We start from the raw sequence: 19257 nt of genomic DNA, 5'->3' as shown, positions 1-19257 counted from the left end.
CTCAGGGGTAGGACACCACCGTGGACGGCACGGTGTCGGTGCCCGAGGTGGCGGCCCCGATGTCGTTGACGACGTGCTCGAACTGGCCGTTGCCGCCGAGCGAGACGACGAGCAGGTCGTGGAACTTCACGCCCGGTGTGTTCGGCGCGGCGAAGCCGTGGTCCTGGCGGATGGACGGATCCACGTTGTAGTAGCAGTACGAGCCGAGCCCCCAACCCTCGTGCGTGGTCACGGAGTTGTCGACCTTGTACGCGGCGAAGCCCTTGACGTCCCCGTCCTGGACGGCGGCCTGGTTCGGGGCGTCGTACGCCTTCTCGTTCTGGAAGAAGACCGTCCGGCCGCGCTCGCCGAACCACTGCACGTCGTACTTGTTGAAGTGCTCCACGAACAGGCCGGTCGCGAGCACGTCGTCGCCGTTGACCACGACGCCGTAGTCGGCCCGGTTGGTGTCCCAGCCCACTCCGTCGCCGTGGTCGGCGCGCCACACCCAGGTGTGGTCGACGATCGTGTGGTGGGCGTTGATCACCATGCTGGTGGTCGCCTTGCCCGCGCCCGCGCCGCCGATCCGCACGAAGACGTCCTGAACGGTGATCGGGTCGGCGGAGTGGTCGGCGGACGCGCCGTCCGGGCCGATCTCGATCAGCGTGGCCGAGTTGACGGTCCCCGCGTCCACGAGGAAACCGGCGAGCCTCACCCCGTCGACGTCGGCCACCTTCACGGCCGTCGCGCCGCCGTCCGGGACGAGCGTCGCGTACCCGAGGCCGAGCACCACGGTGCCCGCCCGCGTCACGTCGACCGGTGCGTCCAGGTGGTAGATCCCGGGCGTGAGCAGGAGGTTGAGGCCCTGGGCGAGCGCGGCGTTGAGCGTCGCGGCAGTGTCACCGGCCTGGGCGACGTAGAACTGCGAGAGCGGCAGCGAGGTGCCGCGCGGGGTGCCGTTGCCCCAGGTCGTGCCGCGGGCGCTCGTCCGCATCTCCGGCAGGAACACCTTGTAGTCGGCGCCGTCCAGGTACAGGAACGGCTTCTCGCGGGAGACCGGCGTCGTGTCCAGCGTCGTGTACGGCGGGTTCGGGAAGCTCTGCGCGGGCGCGCCCTCGACGCCCGAGAAGACCATGTTCCACACGGCGTTGACCCAGCCGCCCACCGACGAGTCACGCGTGTACCACTGCTGCTGCGAGTACGGGCCGACGCTGCCGTCGATCCGGCTGTCCGCGATGTAGCCGCCGCTCGCCCAGCCGTAGCCGTCGGGCGCCAGGTTCAGACCGCCGCGCACATGCATCCGGCGGAACGGCGCTGCCTGCGCGACCGCCCACCGGTTCGTCCCGTTGACCGGGACGAGCGCGAGATTCTCGGCGCTGCGCCAGAAGTTCTGCGTCGCGTTGCCGTTGAACCAGCCCGCGTCGACCGTCACGTCCCCGTTGATCGTGGTGTCGTCGGGGGAGAGGCCGAGCCCCGCTATCGAGGTGTAGAAGCCTATTTGGGCATTGAGCCCGTTGTACGTGCCCGGCTTGAACAGCAACGCGTAGCGCCCGGTGCCGAACTGGGCCGACTCCTGCTGCCGGAAGATCTCGTCCAGCTTGGCCTGGATGCCGGGCGTGGACGGGTCGAACACGATCACGTTCGGCCCGAGGTCGCCGCCGGCCGCCAGCTTCTTGATCTTCTTGGCCTTCTTGTCCGTGGCGGCGGAGGCCGTGGCGGTGCCGAGCGCGGGCAGCGCGGCGGACGCGGCGACGGCGCCGAGCACGGTGCGGCGGGAGGGGCCGGACAGGGCAGAGGGCGGCGTGGGGGAAGTGAGGGGGTGGCGCACAGCGGCTCTCCTTGTTCAGGAAGTGAACGAGTGGGGGTGTGGGAGCGCTCTCCAGGCGACGCATGCTTCAGGCGTGTGAATCGGACGTCAAGACTTGTGACCGAACTTCGCGGAATTGGCGAGGCGCAGTGGCAACAAAGCGCGCAGAAGCGGCAGTTGGGGTCGTGCCGGACTTCAGGAAGTGTCAGAAAGGGCTTTCTTCCCTCTCGTCCCTGCGGCCCCCGTTGACACCCGCGGAACCACCCCCTACGTTCCGGCCCGGAGCGCTCTCCTTCCGGCCCTGTGTGCTCGCTCCGTGAACCCGTGCGAACCCGTGCACCCGTGAAGGAGAGCCATGCGCCGCCCCCTGCTGCTGCTCTGCGCCACCGCGGCCCTGACCGCCCTGACCCTGGCACCGCAAGCCATCGCCGCACCCCCCACCGCGGCCGCGGCGGCCGCCGACTGGAACACCGATCTGGCGGCCGCCGCCTACGCGACCGATCCCGCGTCCGTCACCGCGTCCGGCAGCGAGAACGCCGCCACGGGCCCGGCCGCGGCGGTCGACGGTGACGCCAACTCCCGCTGGTCCAGCGACTTCTCCGACACCGCGTGGTTCCGCGTCGACCTCGGGTCGACCCTGCGCATCGACCGCGTGACCCTCGACTGGGAAGCCGCCTACGGCAAGCGCTACGTCCTCGAAGTCTCCCGGAACGGCACCGACTGGCAGCCCTTCTACACCGAGGACGCCGGCGCCGGCGGCAGCGTCACCGCCCACACCTATCCGCAGGAGGTGACCGGCCGCTACGTCCGCCTGCGGGGCATCGAACGCGCCACCCCCTACGGCTACTCGCTCTACTCGTTCAAGGTCTACGGCGGCGCCCCGGCCCCCGCGTCGACCACCCGCACCAACCTCGCCCTGCACCATCCCGCCTACAGCAACTACTACCAACACGCGGGAAACTCACCGGCGTTCGTCACCGACGGCGGCTGGCCCGCCGACCTCAAGGCCGATCAGACCCGCTGGTCCAGCGACTGGAACGCCGACCGATGGGTCTCCGTCGACCTGGGTGCCCCCTCCGTCATCGACAGCGTCGATCTGTACTGGGAGGCGGCCTACGCCGTCGACTACGAACTCCAGGTCTCCGACGACAACAGGACCTGGCGCACCGTCTACCGGCCGAGCGCCGACGAGATCGCGGCCCGCCGCGCCGACGTCAAGGCCCCGGGCGACGCGACCGGCCGCCACGACACCGTCCAACTGCCGGCCCCGGCCACCGGCCGCTACGTCCGGATGCTCGGCAAAGAACGTCGCTCGTTCTACAACCCGGCCCCCGCGACCGCCCAGTTCGGCTACTCCCTCTACGAGTTCCAGGTCTGGGGCACCGGCGGCAGCGCCGACGCCGCGTATCCGCCGCTGCCCGGCGAGCAGTCGGGCACGTACCGCACCACGTTCTTCGACGACTTCACCGACGCCGCGCTCGACCGTTCCAAGTGGCGCGTGGTCAGAACCGGCACGGAGATGGGCCCGGTCAACGGCGAGTCCCAGGCGTACGTCGACTCCACCGACGCCGTGCGCACCGAGAACGGCGATCTGGTGCTCGCCGCCACGTACTGCCAGGGCTGCACCCGGGCCGGCGGCAGCACGTACGACTTCACCTCCGGCCGCATCGACACCCACACCAAGCTCGACTTCACGTACGGCAAGGTGAGCGCCCGGATGAAGCTGCCGGTCGGCGACGGGCTGTGGCCCGCGTTCTGGCTGCTCGGCAGCGATGTCGACGACCCCTCGGTGTCCTGGCCCGCCTCGGGCGAGACCGACATCATGGAGAACATCGGCTACGGCGACTGGACCAGCTCGTCCCTGCACGGACCCGGCTACTCCGCCGACGGCAACATCGGCGCGCTCCAGCACTACCCCGACGGCGGCCGCGCCGACCAGTGGCACACCTACGCCGTCGAGTGGACGCCCACGGGCATGCGGTTCACGGTCGACGACCGGCTGGTGCAGTACACGTCCCGCACGAAACTGGAGTCGACGCGGGGCCAGTGGGTGTTCGGGCACAACCAGTACCTGATCCTCGACCTCGCCCTCGGCGGCGCCTACCCGGCCGGCTGGAACAAGGTCACCACGCCCTACTGGGGGCTGCCCCGGTCCACCGTCGACGCGATCAGGGGCGGCGGCGTGCAGGCGCGGGTGGACTGGGTGCGGGTGGAACAGAAGGGTTAGCGGCGGCTAGGCGGCGAACCAGCCCTCGGTCTCGTCCCTGACCACCTGCTCGGCGTGGGCCGTCGACGACAGCCACGGCGTCGTCACCGGTTCCCATACGCGCAGCCCGGCCGGGGCGCCCAGCGTCATCGCCTGGAATCCGCGCCCGCCCTGGTCGGGCGACGCGGCCACCTTGATGGAGGTGACGACCGCCCCCTGGTTCTCGGCGTCCTCCGTGGCGGCGAGGGAACGGACGGCCGCGTACGCGGTGGCGTGCGCGGCCAGCCGGTGGTCGCCGTGCGGCACGGGCCGCGGCTGCGCCGCACCGTCCAGATCCCCGTACGTGACGGTGGGCGCCCCGGCGATGGCGCACGCCTTCGCGGAGTCGTTGCGCACGCTCAGCATCACGACGCCCTCGGTGTCGTCGGACGGCTCGGCGCGCACCGTCAGGTCGTTCTCCGAGCAGACCGCGGGCCTGCCGGCCGACACGGCCGCCGGTGCGGTGAGGGCGGTCAGGGTCAGGGCGGCCGCGGCGACGGCCGAGAGGTGACGAGCGCGCATCCGATGTCCCCAGTCATGGTCCGAGTGGTCCGTGGGCTGCGTCTTTTCCTTCGGCGGCCCATGGTGCGACGAAAGGAACCTATGTCGCAATACGGCCAAATGAGACTATCCTGAATGTGCGGCTTTGTGCAGGCGGCGTCGGTTCGATCATGGATCTTCACCTTGAGGACCACGCCCTTCTCGGGGACCTCGAGACTGCTGCGCTGATCGGCAGGGACGGGTCCGTCGACTGGCTGTGCCTGCCCCGCTTCGACTCACCCGCCGCCTTCGCCGCTCTCCTCGGCACCCCGGCCTACGGCTTCTGGCGCCTGGCCCCGAGCGTGGCGCGGGCCCGTCCGCATCGTGCCTACCGGCCAGGCACCCTGGTCCTCGACACCGTCTGGGAGACGGCGGACGGAGCCGTGCGGATCACCGACTTCATGCCGCCCCGCGCCACCCGGCCGTGCCTGGTGCGCCGGGTGGAGGGGATCCGCGGCGCCGTACCGGTCCACGGAGTGCTGCGACCGCGCTTCCACCACGGGCGGATCCTGCCGTGGCTGCACGGCGCGGGCCCGTGCACCGTCGCCGTCGCCGGGCCCGACGCCCTCTGGGTGCGCGTCGACGGGGCCGCGCACGAGACCCTCGACCCGGCCACTGGCACCGCGACGCTCGACACCGTCCTCGCCCCCGGGCAACGCTGCGCCGTCACCCTGGTCTGGGCGCCCTCGCACCTGGTCGACCCCCCGGCCGAGCTGGCCGTCCCGGCGCAGACCCTGCTCAAGGAGACCGTCGCGTTCTGGCGGAGCTGGAGCGGACACTGCCTGCTCGAAGGGCCGGGGCGGGAGACCGTCCTGCGGTCACTGATCACCTGGAAAGCGCTCACCCACGCCCCGACGGGGGCGGTGATCAACGCACCCACGACCTCGATCCCGTACGGACCGGACGGCGCACACGACGGAGACGGCCGCTTGTGCCGCCTGGACGGCTTCGGTGCCGATCTCGCCACCCTGCTGCACTGCGGACTGCGCACCGAGGCGGCGGACCGGATCGCCTGGCTGCTGCGCACCACGGCGGGCGAGGCCGAGGGGCTGCAGGCCGTCTACGGGATCGCGGGGGAGCGGCGGCTGCGACAGGTCGACGCCACCTGGTTCGCGGACCGCCCCGACAGCCGTCCCGTGCGCTTCGGCGACGCGGACGCGGGACGATTCCGTTTCGAGGCGTACGGGGACGCCCTCGCCGCCCTCGACACCGCCCTCCGCGCCCGGCTGCCCCTCCCGGGCCCGGACGTCGCACGGTTCGCCGAGGACCTGACCCGCACGGTCGAACGGGCCTGGCCGCGGGCGGCGCCGCGCGCGTCCGTGCACGAGGCACTGATGGCCTGGGTCGCCGTCGACCGCGGTCTGCGGATCGCCCGGCTGCTGGGCCGGGACGGCGCCGCCTCCGAGCGGCGCGCGCTGCGCGCGGGGATCCGGCGCCAGGTGGAGGCGGTGGCCCGAGTCGCCGTTCAGGAAGGCACGGTGGCGGTGTGCGCGGGCTTCCACGGCATCTGGCATCCACACGTCCGCGCCGCCCTGGACGCGCCACGGCCCGCCGCGCCCAGGACGGCCGACGAACTGCGACGTGTGCAGGTTCTGGCGCGCTCGGGCCGTCACGACGAGGCCATGGCCGTGTTCGAGCGGGTGCTCACGGCCCGCAACGACGTGGGCCTGCTCGCCGAACGCTGGGACCCGGCCACCGGACGGCGGCTCGGGAACGCGCCGGGCGCGGGCGCACACCTGACACTCGCCGGGACCGCGCACGCGCTGGGCGCCGCAGGACTCAGCGCGCGACGGCCGACAGGAGCACCATGCCGGAGTCCCCGTAGTCCGGCAGCGTCGGGTCGGCGTCGATCCGCGTGACCGCCAACTGCCTTGTCAGGGGGGCGAAGACCGACGTGACGGCGGTGACGTCCACGGGGCAGCCCGGCCAGACCGTCGCCGCGCCGATGCGGTACGTCGGCATGTTCTCCATGAACGCGGCGATCAGCCGCCCACCGGGCTCGACGCACCGCGCGAACCGCGCGCACAGCTCCGAGAACTCCGCGAAGTCCTCCGTGATGCCCTCGGCGACGAAGTTCATCGACGCGAGCCCGTACCCGCCCTCCGGTACGGCCCGTACGTCGCCGTGGACCACCCGGACATGGGCGAGCGCCGCGGCGCAGGACGCGGGAAGACGCGGATCGAGACGCCGGGCGAGCGCGTGGAACGGAGCCCAGCTCGCATCCGGGCCGTGCGCCAACTGCCGCCGCAGATAAGCCACGTTCGCGGCGCCGGCCTCCACGGCGTCGACGCTCCGGCACACCGCCGCGCCCAGCATCAGGGGATAGAGATTGGGCCCCGCGCCGAACTCCACCGCCCGCGCCACCCCGCCCGCCGCCAACTCCCGGTAGCAGGAGCTGTGATGGGCGATCACGGCGGCGTCCGACGGATGCAGCTCCCGGTAGTTTTCGGCGAGATAGGACTCGACGGGCCAGCCGTCCCAGTCGACGTCGTCGTTGAACGTCCGCCCGGCCACGGCCCGTTCAGTCCCTCGTCCGCATCGGGAAGCGCTCCTTCAGGCGGGTCAGCGTCGCATTGAGCCGGTCGATGTCCTCGTCGGAGTTGAGCGCCGTGAGCTGCACCCGGAAGCCCACCCGGTCGCGCGGCACCAGGGGATACGCGGCCACCGTCACATAGATGCCGCTGTCCCACAGGAAGCGGGCCACGGCGTCCACGTCCTGAGCCCGTCCCAACGGGATCTCCACAATGGGGAGTTCGTCCCGGTTGAGTGTCTCCAGACCGAGGTGCCGTACGTGGTCCAGGACCCGCTTCGTCTTGGCGTGCAGATCCGCGCGGATGGAGTCCCCACGCCGCTCGTTCACGTCCAGGCCCGCCCTCACCGTCGCCAGCGACGCCGTCGGTGAGGGGCCCGAGTACAGATAGGGCGCCGCGGAGGTCTTGAGGTGGTCCTTCAACCACGTCGGCAGCGCGAGGAACGCCAGCAGCGACGAGTACGCCTTCGAGAACCCGCCGACCAGCACGATCCCGTCGTACGACTCACCGAGATGCCGCACGACCCCGTTGCCCCGCGAACCGTACGGGCACGGCTCCGTCGCCCCGCGCTCCCCGATCACACCGAAGCCGTGCGTGTCGTCGATGTAGAGGGTGGCGTCGAACGAACGGCACAGCCGCGCCAGCAGCGGGAGGTCCGGCAGATTGCCGCTCATGCTGTTGACACCGTCCAGGCAGACCAGGCGCGAGACACCCGGCGGCACCGACCGCAGCAGCGCCTCCAGTTCGCCGGGGCGCTCCCCGTGGAAGCGGTGCAGCGTCGCGCCCTGACCACGCGCGGCGACACAGCCGTCGTACACCGTGCGGTGCGCGGTCGCCTCGACGAACACCTGGCCCCGGCCCGCGAGGACGGGGATCACCGAGGCATGGATCAGGGTCGCCGTCGGCAGCACCAGGGTGTCCGGCGCGCCGAGCAGCCGAGCGAGCCGCTCCTCGATGTCCGGGTACAGGCGCGGACTGCCGAGGAGGCGGGACCAGCTCGGGTGCGTGCCCCACTGCTTCACCGCGGGACCGATCGCGTCCATGATCTCCGGGTCCCAGTCGAAGCCCAGGTAGTTGCAGGACGCGAAGTCGATCAGCCAGTGGTCGCCGCTGCGGATGTGCCGGCCCCGCACCTCGTCCAGGACCGCGTCGCTCATCGGGTTGGTGCGGCGCAGCCGCTCCAGGTCGCCCCAGCGCGGATCGCGCCGCACTCCCGGGGGTTCGGGTGCCGGAAGGTTCATGCTGTCGTCTCCTTCGGTGCCGCACCGTCGAGCAGAGCCGCGGCCTGCTCGGGGGTGAGGGGCCGGGCGTAGAGAAAGCCCTGCCCGAACCGGCAGCCCATGCCGGCCAGGAGTCTGTGCTGCGCCGGGTCCTCGATCCCCTCGGCGATGACCGTGAGACCGAGCGTCCGGGCGATCCCGACGATGCCCTCGACCAGCGCCACCTGACGGGCGTCGGTCACGATGTCGTCGATGAACGACTTGTCGATCTTCAGTACGTCGATGGGGAACTCGCGCAGATACCGCAGACTCGAGAAGCCCGTGCCGAAGTCGTCGACGGCGATGCGCACGCCGAGGTCCTTCACGCTCTGCACGACCGTGTCGATCTGCTTGTCGCGCCGCATCAGCACGGTCTCCGTGAGCTCCAGTTGCAGCGACCCCGGAATCAGGCCGGGCGTGCCCAGCGCCGCGCGCACCTGATCGACGAAGTCCGCCTCGCGGAACTGGCGCGCCGAGACGTTCACGCTCACGTACGGCGGCGTGCCCGGGGCGACGCACTGCAGCCGAGCCGCCCCCGTCGCCGCGTTGCGCAGCACCCACGCGCCGAGCGAGGCGATGTGCCCGGTCTCTTCGGCGAGCGCCACGAACTGCTCGGGCGGCACCGTGCCGTGCGGGTCGTCCGGCCAGCGCACGAGTGCCTCGAAGCCGACGACGTCGTGCGTCGCGAGATCCACCACCGGCTGGTACCGGAGGGCGAACCCGCCGCTGCTGACCACCGCGTCGAGACGGGCCTGCAACTCGTGGCGGCGCAGGACCCGTTCGTGCAGCGGCGGTTTGAAGCGGCGCCACTGGCGTTTGCCCGCGGCCTTCGCCGCATACAGCGCCAGGTCCGCGTGCTGCAGCAGTTCGTCGGCGTTCGCGCTGTCGTGGGCCGTGGCCACGCCGACGCTGGCGGAGACGCTCACCGAGTCCTCCAGCAGCCGGATGGGCCGGCTGAGGGTCTGCAGCACCTGCGCCGCGAGCAGCTCCGCGTCGGCCGGATCCCTGGCGCCCTCCATCAGCACGGCGAACTCGTCGCCGCCGAGCCGCGCAGCCGTGTCCGACCGGCGCAGCGATGCGGACAGCCGCTCCCCGACGGCCATCAGGAGCATGTCGCCCGCCGGGTGCCCCAGGGTGTCGTTGACCAGCTTGAAGTCGTCCAGGTCGATGAAGAGGAGACAGGTCAGGGCGCCCTCGCGGCGGCTGCGCAGCAGCGCCCGCTCCACCCGCTCCAGGAGCAGGGTCCGGTTGGGCAGCCCGGTCAGCGCGTCGTGGAACGCCCGCTGGGTCAACTCCTGCTCCAGCTGCCGCTGTTCGGTGACGTCCCGCAGCGTCACCACGATCCCCGCGACGGTCGGGTCGTCGCGCAGATCGCTGCAGCGCACCTCGACCTCGGTGCGCCCGCCGTCCTGGGGCACCCACCAGTGGTCGTGGGTCTCCATGGTCCCGTCCGCGCGCAGCGCCGCCAGCGCCCGCGTCGCCCGCTCCCGGTCCCGCGGACCCACCAGATCCGGCAGCACGGCCCCCACCGGCTGCGCGCCCGTGAACACGGCCTGCGCGGACGGGCTCGCGTACCGGACGGTGTTGTCGTCGTCGACGATGAGGATCACGTCCGACGTGTTGCGCACCAGCGTGCGGAAGTACGCCTCGCTCTCGCGCCGGATGATCTCCTGGCGCAGTGCGATGCGTTCCATCGCGAGTCCCGCGTGGGCGGCGAGGCTCTCCAGCGGCCCCTGGATCTCGCTCAGCACCTTCGAGGACCCGGCCACCACGAGCACCCCGGGCAGATCGCCGCCCGGCGGCCGGTCGGACGGCACCATCGGGCAGGCGAGCGCGGTGGCCAGGCCCTTCAGCCGGGCCGCCGCCTCGGGCCCGAGATCCGCCACCGGCACCAGCCGGGTGGCCTCGCGTGGCTCCTGCGGGTCGGCGTCCGCGACTGCGGGGAGCAGGGCGGAGGCATGCGGGTCGTCCGGGCCGAACAGGGCGCTGACCGCCGTGTCGCAGGCCTGCGCGATGTCCTGCGGCCGGATCGCCGAGACCAGCGACGCGGTGGCGGTGCGCAGCGCCTGCTCCCGCGCCACCGCCTTGCGGTAGGCGACCACCATTCCGCCGAACCGCAGCAGCACGAGCAGGAAGAGCACCGCGCTGAACGCGGCGATCGCCGCACCGTCGTGCGCCCGGCCGGCCAGTGCCTCGTACAGCAGGATCGCCGGGGCGATGAGCGTGGCGGCGCCGAGCAGCACCACCCGCAGGCGCGGCGGCAGCTGCGTCGGCTCACGCGGCAGCTGTGCCGTCAGCTCGACCATCGACGGGTGCAGGGCGGCCAGGCCCCACGCGGTGTAGAAGACGACCCAGCCCGTGTCCAGGGCCGTGCCCGCCTGCCACGTCCCGTGCAACTGGAGGATGCCGTACGCGATGTCGAAGCCGAGCAGCGTCAGTGTGCCCGCCATCAGCAGTTGGACGGACCGGTTGCCCCGCGGCCCGGGACCCGAGGCGAGGAGCCGGACGAGCAGCGCCAGGACCAGGACGTCCCCCAGGGGATAGGCGATGCTGATGGCCCGCTGCTGCCACGTCATGTCGGCGGCCAGACTCAGCGGCTGGACGAGGAAGACCCACACCGGCAGGGCGAGGCCCGCGGTGAGGATCAGCGCGTCCAGCACCGCGGGCAGGTCGCGTCCGGCCCACCGGTAGCGCACGAACCCGAACAGCCCGATGGCGAACAGCGGATACGTCAGGAGATAGAACGCGTCGGAGGGGGAGGGGAACGGGTTCGACGCCGAGAAGTACTGTTCCTGCACGTTGTAGTACGTGTCACCGGCCGAGAAGGCGAGCAGGGCGCCGGCGAGCACGTACCAGGGCCATCGCTGCGCGGGCCGGTAGCGGTGCACCCCGAAGAGCACCGCGACGACGGCCGCGACACCGATCGCCGCCCACAGGGGCGCGTGCATCGCGGGGACGGTGAGATAGACGGCGGTGGCGGCCGCCACGAGGACGGCGTACAGACCCATCAGCCGATGTGCTCGCGGCAATGGCACACGCCTCCCTGCGTCGGGGACACCGGGCGGCGTGGTGGGCGTCGAGCCTCGGCCTCGCTCCTTCGTTGATCGTAGGCACGCGCGCGGATGCCTGCATCTCAGCGCCGGACAGCGGCTCCGACCTGCGGCGGATCGCTCACCGGCTGCCCGAAGTAGTCGGTCGGGCCGGCCCCGGGAGCACCGTCCGGCAGCGGCAGGCCGACGCCTTTGCCGGTGAGCGCGTCGCAGACGGGGGCCGCCAGGTGCACGTCGTCGACCGAACGGATCCGGGGCAGCGGGCCCCCGGCGGGACAGGGGGCCAGATCGAAGCCCGTCGCCCGGCCGCCGCTCGTCTCCTGGCCCGTGGCGTCCCGCCACGCGGCGAGCGACGTGTGGCGGGTGTCGCCCCAGCGCACCTGCCAACTGCCGTGCACCACGTGGTAGTCGTTGCCCTGGAGCACGACGTCGGACCGGGTCAGGCCCGCGTCGGCGTGCACCAGCGGTACGCCGTCGGTCACGAGGACGTTGTCGCGCACGACCACACCGCGCTCACCCGCCTCCAGGCGCAGCGCCGGCCCTTCGCCCGCGGGCGAGCGCGTCAGGAACACCGTGTTCTGTACGACGGCGAAGTTCCGCAGATCCTTGCCGTACAGCGAGATCGCCCCGTGCCTGGGCAGCCCGCGCCCGTCGTCCACGCTGATGTTGTGGCTGATCGTGTTGCCGGTGTGCAGGCCGTTGACCCGGCGCTGGAAGGCGTAGAAGCCCGGACCGTCGTTGTCGAAGGCCAGATTGCGGCGCAGCGCCGAGAACGACACGTTCGAGTCGAACCCGAACCCCGCGCCGTCCACGGACGAACGGGTGTGGTTGCGGTAGGCGACGCTCTGCTCGATGACGACCCGCGTGGAGTCGTAGGCCCACACCCCGACCGGTCCCGCGACCGCGTCCGTCGCCGAACGGCCCCCGTTGTCATGGGCGTCCACGTGGGACAGCCGCGCCCCGCGCACGGAGCCGATCACGATGCCGTCGCCGGTGTGCCGGTCGTGGGCGTCCGGGTCCCCCGGGTTGTCGTACGCCGTGACGGATTCGACGGTGAGGTTCTCGTGGGCGTAGACCGGCCGCGCGGGGCTGATGGCGGGTCCGTAGGTGAGGAGGCCGACGTCCTTGTTGTCGTGCAGCGCCGACCCGCGCACGGTCACCTCCCGGAACCCGATGCCGTGGTCGTCGGCGCCGACGGCGAGGCCGACCCGGAAACCGGCGGCGTCGACCCCGGAGACGGTGACGCCGGACAGCCGGTCGCCCGCGGCGCGGTCGCTGTACAGGTTGATCCCGGCGGCGTCCGTCCGGCTGCCGCCGGAGCCACGCAGCACCAGGTCCTGGATCTGGAGGCCCGCTGTGTCGTACACCGAGACGGCGGGTCCGTGGGCCGGGGCGATCGTGGCCCGGCCGGTCCCGAAGGAACCGACCAGGACCGGCCGTCCGCGGTCCCCGGCGTCCTTGGGGCCCAGGCTCAACGAGCCGCTGAAGCGTGTCCCGCCCTCCAGCAGCAGCCGCTCGCCGGGGGCGAGCCCCGCGCGGTCCGCGCGGCCGAGGGTCCGCCAGGCGGTGTCCGGGGACGTGCCGTCGGCGTGGTCGTCACCGTTCTGTGCCACGTAGTAGGTGCGCCCGGTCGGGACATAGTGCGGTGTCGTGGCGCATCCGGCCGCCGCGGCCGCCAGCACCACGGCCACCGCGACACCCGCGCCGCGCACGGCCCTCACACCCTGACCGGAACGGGCTCACGGGTCCGCACCTGCCGGGTCCCGGCGTGCGCGCGGCTCCAGACGGCGGTGCGCCGCAGCCCCTCCTCCAGCGGGACCGACGCGTCCCAGCCGAGCAGCGAGCGGGCCAGGTCGACGGCGGGGCGGCGGCGCGTGGGATCGTCCACCGGCAGCGGCCGGTACTCCACCACCGACGCCGAACCGGTCACCCTGAGTACGAGATCGGCCAGCTCACGCACGGTGAACTCGCCGGGATTGCCCAGATTCACCGGCCCCTCGGCCTCGGCGTCGAGCATGGCGACCAGTCCGCGGACGAGATCGTCGACGTAACAGAAGCTGCGGGTCTGCAGTCCGTCCCCGAAGATCGTCAGCGGCAGACCGGCCAGCGCCTGGCGCAGGAACGTCGACACGACCCGCCCGTCGTACGGGCGCATCCGGGGACCGTACGTGTTGAAGATCCGCACGATGCCGGTGTTCGCGCCGAGTGACCGGCGGTGGGCCATGGTCAGAGCCTCCGCGTACCGCTTCGCCTCGTCGTACACGCTGCGCGGGCCGACCGGGTTCACATGGCCCCAGTAGCTCTCCGGCTGCGGATGGACCTCCGGGTCGCCGTACGCCTCGCTCGTGGACGCCAGCAGGAACCGTGCGTCGTGGGCGAGCGCGAGGCGCAGTGCGTTCCGCGTGCCCTGACTGCCGGCCGCCAGGGTCTCCAACGGCAGCCGTTCGTAGTCGGGCGGTGACGCGGGGCTCGCCAGATGGGCCACCGCGTGCACCGGGCCCGGCACCCTGAACGGCTCGGTCACGTCGCACGACACGAGCCGGAACCGCGGCTCGCACAGCAGATGCGTCACGTTCGCCGGGGTGCCCGTGCAGAAGTTGTCCAGGCACCAGACCGTGTCACCGCGGTACAGCAGCGCCTCGCACAGATGGGAGCCGAGGAACCCGCCGCCTCCCGTGACCACCACTCTCACGACGCGCCTCCCAGCGTGCTCACCGGGCGGCCCAGCGCCCGGAAGGCCCAGCCGGCCGCACCCCACGCCCGCGCGTCGAGCACGTTGCGGGCGTCGAGGATCAGCGGGGTGCGGACGACACCGGCCAGGGCGGCGGGATCGATCGCGCGGTACTCGGGCCACTGCGTCAGATGCAGCACCAGATCCGCGTCCTCGCACGCCTTCGGAATGTCCAGGGTGTACGTGAGGTCCGGGCACACGGCACGGGCGTTGTCCAGGGCCTGCGGATCGTGGACGCGGACGGCCGCGCCCTGGGCCCGCACGGCGGTCGCCACGGCCAGCGCGGGCGAGTCCCGTACGTCGTCGCTGCCGGGCTTGAAGGCGGCGCCGAGCACGCCCACGCGCCGGCCGGCGAACGTGCCGCCCAGCAGCCGGCGGGCCCGCTCGACGGTGCGCCGACGCTGCCGGGTGTTGATCCGGTCGACCTCGTGCAGGAAGGCGACCGCTTCGCCCGCGCCCAGCTCCTCGGCGCGGGCCGCGAACGCCCGGATGTCCTTGGGGAAGCAGCTTCCGCCGAAGCCGAGCCCGGGATCGAGGAAGTGCGGCCCGATCCGGGAGTCCGCGCCCACCGCCCGCGCCAGCAGCGTCACGTCGGCGCCCGCCGCCTCACAGACCTCGGCCATCGCGTTGACGAAGGAGATCTTCGTGGCGAGGAACGCGTTCGAGGCGACCTTCACCAGCTCGGCCGTCGCCGGGTCCGTCGTGAAGAGGGGAACTCCGGCCCGCCGCATCGGTTCGTACACGGTCCGCAGCAGCGTGTCCGCCCGGGCGGATGCCACGCCGAGCACCAGCCGTTCCGGATGCATGGTGTCGTGCACCGCCGAACCCTCCCGCAGGAACTCCGGGTTCCAGGCGACCTCCGCATCCGGCGCCAGGTGCGCGAGCCGCCCGGCGATCCGCTCGGCCGTGCCCACCGGCACCGTCGACTTGCCGACCACCAGGGCGCCCGGTCGCAGGTGCGGTCCGAGCCCCTCGACGACGGAGTCCACGTACCGCAGGTCGGCGGCCGGTCCGTTTGGCCGTTGCGGTGTCCCCACGCAGACGAAGTGCAGGTCCGCGAAGGCGGCCGCCTCGGCGAGCGACGTCGAGAAGCGCAGCCGCCCCGACGAGACGCCGCTCACCACAAGAGCGTCGAGGTCCTTCTCGTGCAGCGGGGCCCGGCCCGCCGCCAGGGTCGCGATCCGCTCCGCGTCGATGTCGACGCCGAGCACCTCGTGCCCGATGTCGGCCATGCACGCCGCGTGCACCGTGCCGACGTATCCCGTGCCGATGACTGTCATCCGCATGGTCCCGCTCCTTCGTCCTTCGCGCCCGGCCGCCGGGGCGATCCCGGGTAGCCGTTCGGGTTGAGCTGCTGGAAACGCCAGGCGTCCCGGCACATGTCGGCCAGGTCCCGGACGGGACGCCAGCCCCAGGCGCGCGCCACCGCGCCCGCGTCCGCCACGAGTTCGGCCACGTCGCCCGCACGACGGCCGGTGAGCTCGTACGGCACGCTCAGGCCGCTCGCCCGTTCGAAGGCGGCGACCACGTCGAGCACCGAACTCCCCTGTCCGCGGCCGAGGTTGAACACCTTCATGCCGGGCCCTTCGGCGAGCCGGTCGAGGGCGATCCGGTGCGCCTCCACCGTGTCCATCACATGGAGGTAGTCGCGGATCGCGGTGCCGTCCGGCGTCGGGTAGTCGGCGCCGAACACCCGCAGCCGGGGCCGCCGTCCGACGGCGACCTGGGCCACGTACGGGAAGAGGTTGTCGGGGGTGCCGTGCGGGTCCTCGCCGAGCAGGCCGCTGGGGTGCGCGCCCGCCGGGTTGAAGTAGCGCAGGCACAGCACGGTCCAGCGCGGGTCGGTGCGGCACACGTCGGCGAGGACCGCCTCGCACAGCGATTTCGACGCGGCGTACGGATTGGTCGGCCGGTGCGGCCGCGCCTCGTCGAGCGGGCCCGCACCCGCGTCGCCGTACACCGAGCAGGAGGAGGAGAACACCAGCCTGCGCACACCGTGTTCGTGCATCACCTGGAGCAGTGCGGTCGTCCCGCCGACGTTCGTGTCGTAGTACGCGGCGGGCATCCGGGTCGACTCGCCCACGGCCTTGTGCGCGGCGAAGTGCACGACGGCGTCCACTGGGTGACGGTCGAAGACGGCCGAGAGGGCGCGTCGATCACGGATGTCCAGCTCGTACACGGCGCCGACGAACCGTCCGGCGATCCGCTCCACCCGCGGAAGCACCCGCGGGCAGCTGTTGGAGTAGTCGTCGACCACGATCACCTCGTAGCCATGGTCGAGGAGTTCGACGCAGGCGTGGCTGCCGATGAAACCGGCACCGCCCGTGACGAGAACGGTCGAGGGGGAGCCGCTGCGTTCTCTCACGGCACTCACCAGCCCAGAACGGCGGCCGCGTAGGCCGGATACAGCACGACGCCCGTGGCGACGGCCAGGGCCGCGGGGACGGTCGCCACCAGGGGCACCCGTGCCGTGCGCAGCGCCGCCGCGAACGGCACCCCCGCCGAACGGGCCGCCTCGTGCACATGCAGCAGCGGCAATGCGAACGCCACCACCGTGTACGTCGCGCCCGAGACCAGACACAGGAAGACATAGCCCACCGAGGGGCTGGTGAGCTCGCCGGCCACGGCGACCGCCGCGAGCGCACCGCCGAGCAGGGCGAACGGCACGGTGAGCCGGGCGGGCAGCGGCCGCGGCCCCGCCGCGTCCTTCGGGGTGATCTTGAACGTGACCTGGCGCGGGCGCACCCGCTGGCGCAGCGCCCCGACGAGACCCGCGAGCACGAACGGCCAGCGTGCCAGCGCGAAGAGCCAGACCTCCCAGCTCAGCAGCGGCGCGTTGCGCGGCCGCAGCAGCCCGCGGTGGCGCAACAGCCACAACGTGATCAGCAGCCACACCGGCAGGCTCCAGAAGTGCAGCAGGAACGCACCGTAGTCGACGTTCATCCAGGGGAGCCCGGTGACGACGGCCACCGGCGGCAGCACCAGGCCCGCCACGATCATCAGGGCGAGCAGCGGGTAGTACGCGAGCGCGTAGGCGAACCGCAGCCGCAGCACCATCGGCAGCCGTCCCAGATGGCGGGGGAGGAGACCGAGCAGCATCGTCGTCAGGCTCCGCGACCACTGGTACTCCTGCGTCACCATGTCCGCGAAGGTCAGCGGCCCGTCGCCGTGCGCCTCCGCGTCGATCGCGAACGCCCCCTGCCAGCCGGCCGAGTTGAGCAGGTACGTCGTGGAGAAGTCCTCGGCGAGTTCGGGGCCGAGCCCGCCGATGTCGCGCAGCGCGCGGGTGCGCACGGCGTAGTGGGAACCGATGCACATCGGGGCGAGCCCGTCGCTGTGCCCGAGCTGTACCGCGCCGTGCCACACTGCCTCGCGGTACAGCCGGCCCCGCGCCGACCACGACCACGTACCGTTCGCGTCGCAGACGCTGGGCGCCGCCACGTAGCCGACGGCCGGGTCCGCGAACGGCCGGACCATCTCGGCGAGATAGCCGGGCCCGGGGACGTGGTCGCAGTCGAGCTGGGCGACCACGGCGTACTCGGCGTAGCCCCAGTGGTCGTAGAAGTAGGCGAGATTGCCTTCCTTGCAGCGGGTGCGGCGCGGCCAGACGGGACGGTGGTACGCACCCAGGCCCTGGCGTGACGACAGCCGCACCCGGTGCGCGCGGCACCAGTCGACGACGTACCGCGTCGGCGCCTCGTCGCACAGCCACACGTCGTAACGGTGCGGGAAGTCCTGTGTGAGCATCGCCTGCAGCGTGCGGCACACGGCGGGCCACGGCTCCGAAGGGGCGCGGGTCACCACGAAGGCGACCCGCAGGGACGGGACCGGCAGCGCCGGATCGACCCGGCGCAGCCGCAGCGCCGTGACGAAGAAGTACGCCGGAAGGCAGGTCAGGTACAGCAGCAGAGCGCTGTTCACGAGCAGTCCCGCCCAGCTCGCCCGGTGCTCGGGCCGCAGCCACCACGCCCAGAACCACACCAGGCTCACCGCCCAGCCGGCCGCGACGGCCAGCAGCGCGGCCCGGTCGGGGCGGGCGAGCATCGGCACGAACGTCGCCGGCCGCACCCGGCGCACCCGGCACGGCCGCCCGAAGACCGGACCCTCGGGGGCCACCCGCACCACGTTCCCGCCGGAGATGCGGGCGAGATGCGCGGTCACCTGGCCGAGGTCCGAGACGTCCATGACGGCACGCTCCTGCGCTGTACGCTGACGCCGTATGTTTACGACGTATATGTACGACTTTGCGCCTATGGTGGTGCTGAGTCAAGAGGCGATTTCCGGGGACCGGGAGACGCCCGTGACGAAGGGAGTGCGCCATGCCGAAGAAGCCGTCGGGCGCGGGGAGCGCCGATCGGGCCGCGGCAGCCGCTCCCGCGCGCCGCGCCGCCGACCGCGGCCGCTACGGGCGGCTCAGTCGGGAGCGCGTGCTGGCCACCGCCCTGGAGATCGTCGACCGTGACGGCCTGTCCGCGCTGAGCATGCGCGGCCTCGGCGCCGAACTCGGCGTCGAGGCCATGGCGTTGTACCGCTACGCCGACGGCAAGGACGCCCTGCTGGACGGGCTTGTCGAGACCTTCTTCGCCGAACTGGAGTCCCGCCTCGACGCGGCGGAGGCGGACGGTGACGGGGCGACGGAGGCAGAGGCGGACGGGGACGGGGTGGCGGAACTGGACCGCATCGCCGGCGCGACCTACGCGGTGGCCCTGGAACATCCGCACGTCGTCCCGCTGCTGGCGACGCGGCTGCTGTCGACGCCGCTCGCCCGCCGCCCCGCCGCGGTGCTCCGCACCGACGAGCGGATCCTCGCGCTACTGCTCGACTCCGGCATGGCCGCGGACCGTGCGGTGCGGCTGCATCGGGCGTTCACCGCCTGGCTGCTCGGCTGGCTCATGGTCGAACTGCGTGCCGTGGTCGACGACCCCGACGAACCCGACCCCGCCTTCCGGCTCGGTCTGCACCGGCTTCCGGCCCGCGAACTGCCCCGGCTGAGGGAGTGCGCCGCGCTGATGGCCGAGCGCGGCGGGAAGGCCGGGCTGAGCGCCGGACTCCAGGCGTTGCTCCGGGCGTTCGGCGAAGAGGCCGGGGTGCAGTGACCGCAAGTTTGCACGGTGT

At 72.4% G+C, this 19257-nt stretch carries 13 protein-coding genes; 3 read left to right on the top strand and 10 right to left on the bottom strand.

Annotation, left to right across the window (positions count from 1 at the left end; genetic code table 11):
* Window position 1: 1 nt before the first annotated feature.
* Window positions 2-1807, bottom strand: a complete 1806-nt coding sequence (locus J3486_RS16910; RefSeq protein WP_207821131.1) for a coagulation factor 5/8 type domain-containing protein — start codon at window positions 1805-1807, stop codon at window positions 2-4.
* 334 nt (window positions 1808-2141) lie between these two features.
* On the opposite strand from J3486_RS16910, the gene J3486_RS16905 reads away from it, so the two are divergent.
* Window positions 2142-4013, top strand: a complete 1872-nt coding sequence (locus tag J3486_RS16905; protein ID WP_207821130.1) for a discoidin domain-containing protein — start codon at window positions 2142-2144, stop codon at window positions 4011-4013.
* A gap of 6 nt (window positions 4014-4019) precedes the next feature.
* Here J3486_RS16905 and J3486_RS16900 read toward each other — a convergent pair whose 3' ends face one another.
* Window positions 4020-4553, bottom strand: a complete 534-nt coding sequence (locus J3486_RS16900) for a DUF4232 domain-containing protein (RefSeq protein ID WP_207821129.1) — start codon at window positions 4551-4553, stop codon at window positions 4020-4022.
* Between the two features lie 149 nt (window positions 4554-4702).
* On the opposite strand from J3486_RS16900, the gene J3486_RS16895 reads away from it, so the two are divergent.
* Complete coding sequence (locus tag J3486_RS16895) at window positions 4703-6430, top strand: glycoside hydrolase family 15 protein (protein ID WP_207821128.1); 1728 nt, start codon at window positions 4703-4705, stop codon at window positions 6428-6430.
* On the opposite strand, the gene J3486_RS16890 is transcribed toward J3486_RS16895, so the two are convergent.
* From J3486_RS16890 to J3486_RS44160, 8 genes are all read right to left on the bottom strand, one after another.
* Window positions 6351-7085, bottom strand: coding sequence for a class I SAM-dependent methyltransferase (locus J3486_RS16890; protein WP_207821127.1), 735 nt, complete (start codon window positions 7083-7085; stop codon window positions 6351-6353). The genes J3486_RS16895 and J3486_RS16890 overlap by 80 nt on opposite strands.
* Window positions 7086-7092: 7 nt before the next feature.
* Complete coding sequence (locus J3486_RS44170; RefSeq protein ID WP_229378106.1) at window positions 7093-8343, bottom strand: pyridoxal phosphate-dependent aminotransferase family protein; 1251 nt, start codon at window positions 8341-8343, stop codon at window positions 7093-7095.
* The gene (locus J3486_RS16885; RefSeq protein WP_307804839.1) at window positions 8340-11396 is read right to left on the bottom strand and encodes an EAL domain-containing protein; all 3057 of its coding nucleotides are present in this window, start codon (window positions 11394-11396) and stop codon (window positions 8340-8342) included. Before J3486_RS16885 ends, J3486_RS44170 begins: the two co-directional genes overlap by 4 nt.
* A gap of 98 nt (window positions 11397-11494) precedes the next feature.
* Complete coding sequence (locus J3486_RS16880; RefSeq protein ID WP_207821126.1) at window positions 11495-13132, bottom strand: right-handed parallel beta-helix repeat-containing protein; 1638 nt, start codon at window positions 13130-13132, stop codon at window positions 11495-11497.
* Window positions 13129-14103, bottom strand: coding sequence for a UDP-glucuronic acid decarboxylase family protein (locus tag J3486_RS16875; protein WP_207821125.1), 975 nt, complete (start codon window positions 14101-14103; stop codon window positions 13129-13131). Before J3486_RS16875 ends, J3486_RS16880 begins: the two co-directional genes overlap by 4 nt.
* A complete protein-coding gene (locus J3486_RS16870) occupies window positions 14100-15428 on the bottom strand; it encodes a UDP-glucose/GDP-mannose dehydrogenase family protein (RefSeq protein WP_207821124.1) in 1329 nt (442 codons plus the stop codon). The genes J3486_RS16875 and J3486_RS16870 overlap by 4 nt, the downstream gene beginning before the upstream one ends.
* The gene (galE, locus tag J3486_RS44165; RefSeq protein WP_307804838.1) at window positions 15419-16507 is read right to left on the bottom strand and encodes a UDP-glucose 4-epimerase GalE; all 1089 of its coding nucleotides are present in this window, start codon (window positions 16505-16507) and stop codon (window positions 15419-15421) included. The genes J3486_RS16870 and galE overlap by 10 nt, the downstream gene beginning before the upstream one ends.
* 5 nt (window positions 16508-16512) lie before the next feature.
* Window positions 16513-18327, bottom strand: coding sequence for a glycosyltransferase family 2 protein (locus J3486_RS44160; protein ID WP_229378104.1), 1815 nt, complete (start codon window positions 18325-18327; stop codon window positions 16513-16515).
* Window positions 18328-18461: 134 nt separating this feature from the next.
* On the opposite strand from J3486_RS44160, the gene J3486_RS16860 reads away from it, so the two are divergent.
* A complete protein-coding gene (locus J3486_RS16860; RefSeq protein ID WP_207821123.1) occupies window positions 18462-19238 on the top strand; it encodes a TetR/AcrR family transcriptional regulator in 777 nt (258 codons plus the stop codon).
* Window positions 19239-19257 lie beyond the last annotated feature (19 nt).

Source organism: Streptomyces sp. VRA16 Mangrove soil (assembly GCF_017377775.1).
Lineage (GTDB): Bacteria > Actinomycetota > Actinomycetes > Streptomycetales > Streptomycetaceae > Streptomyces.
This window is presented reverse-complemented; position numbering and strand designations above follow the sequence as displayed.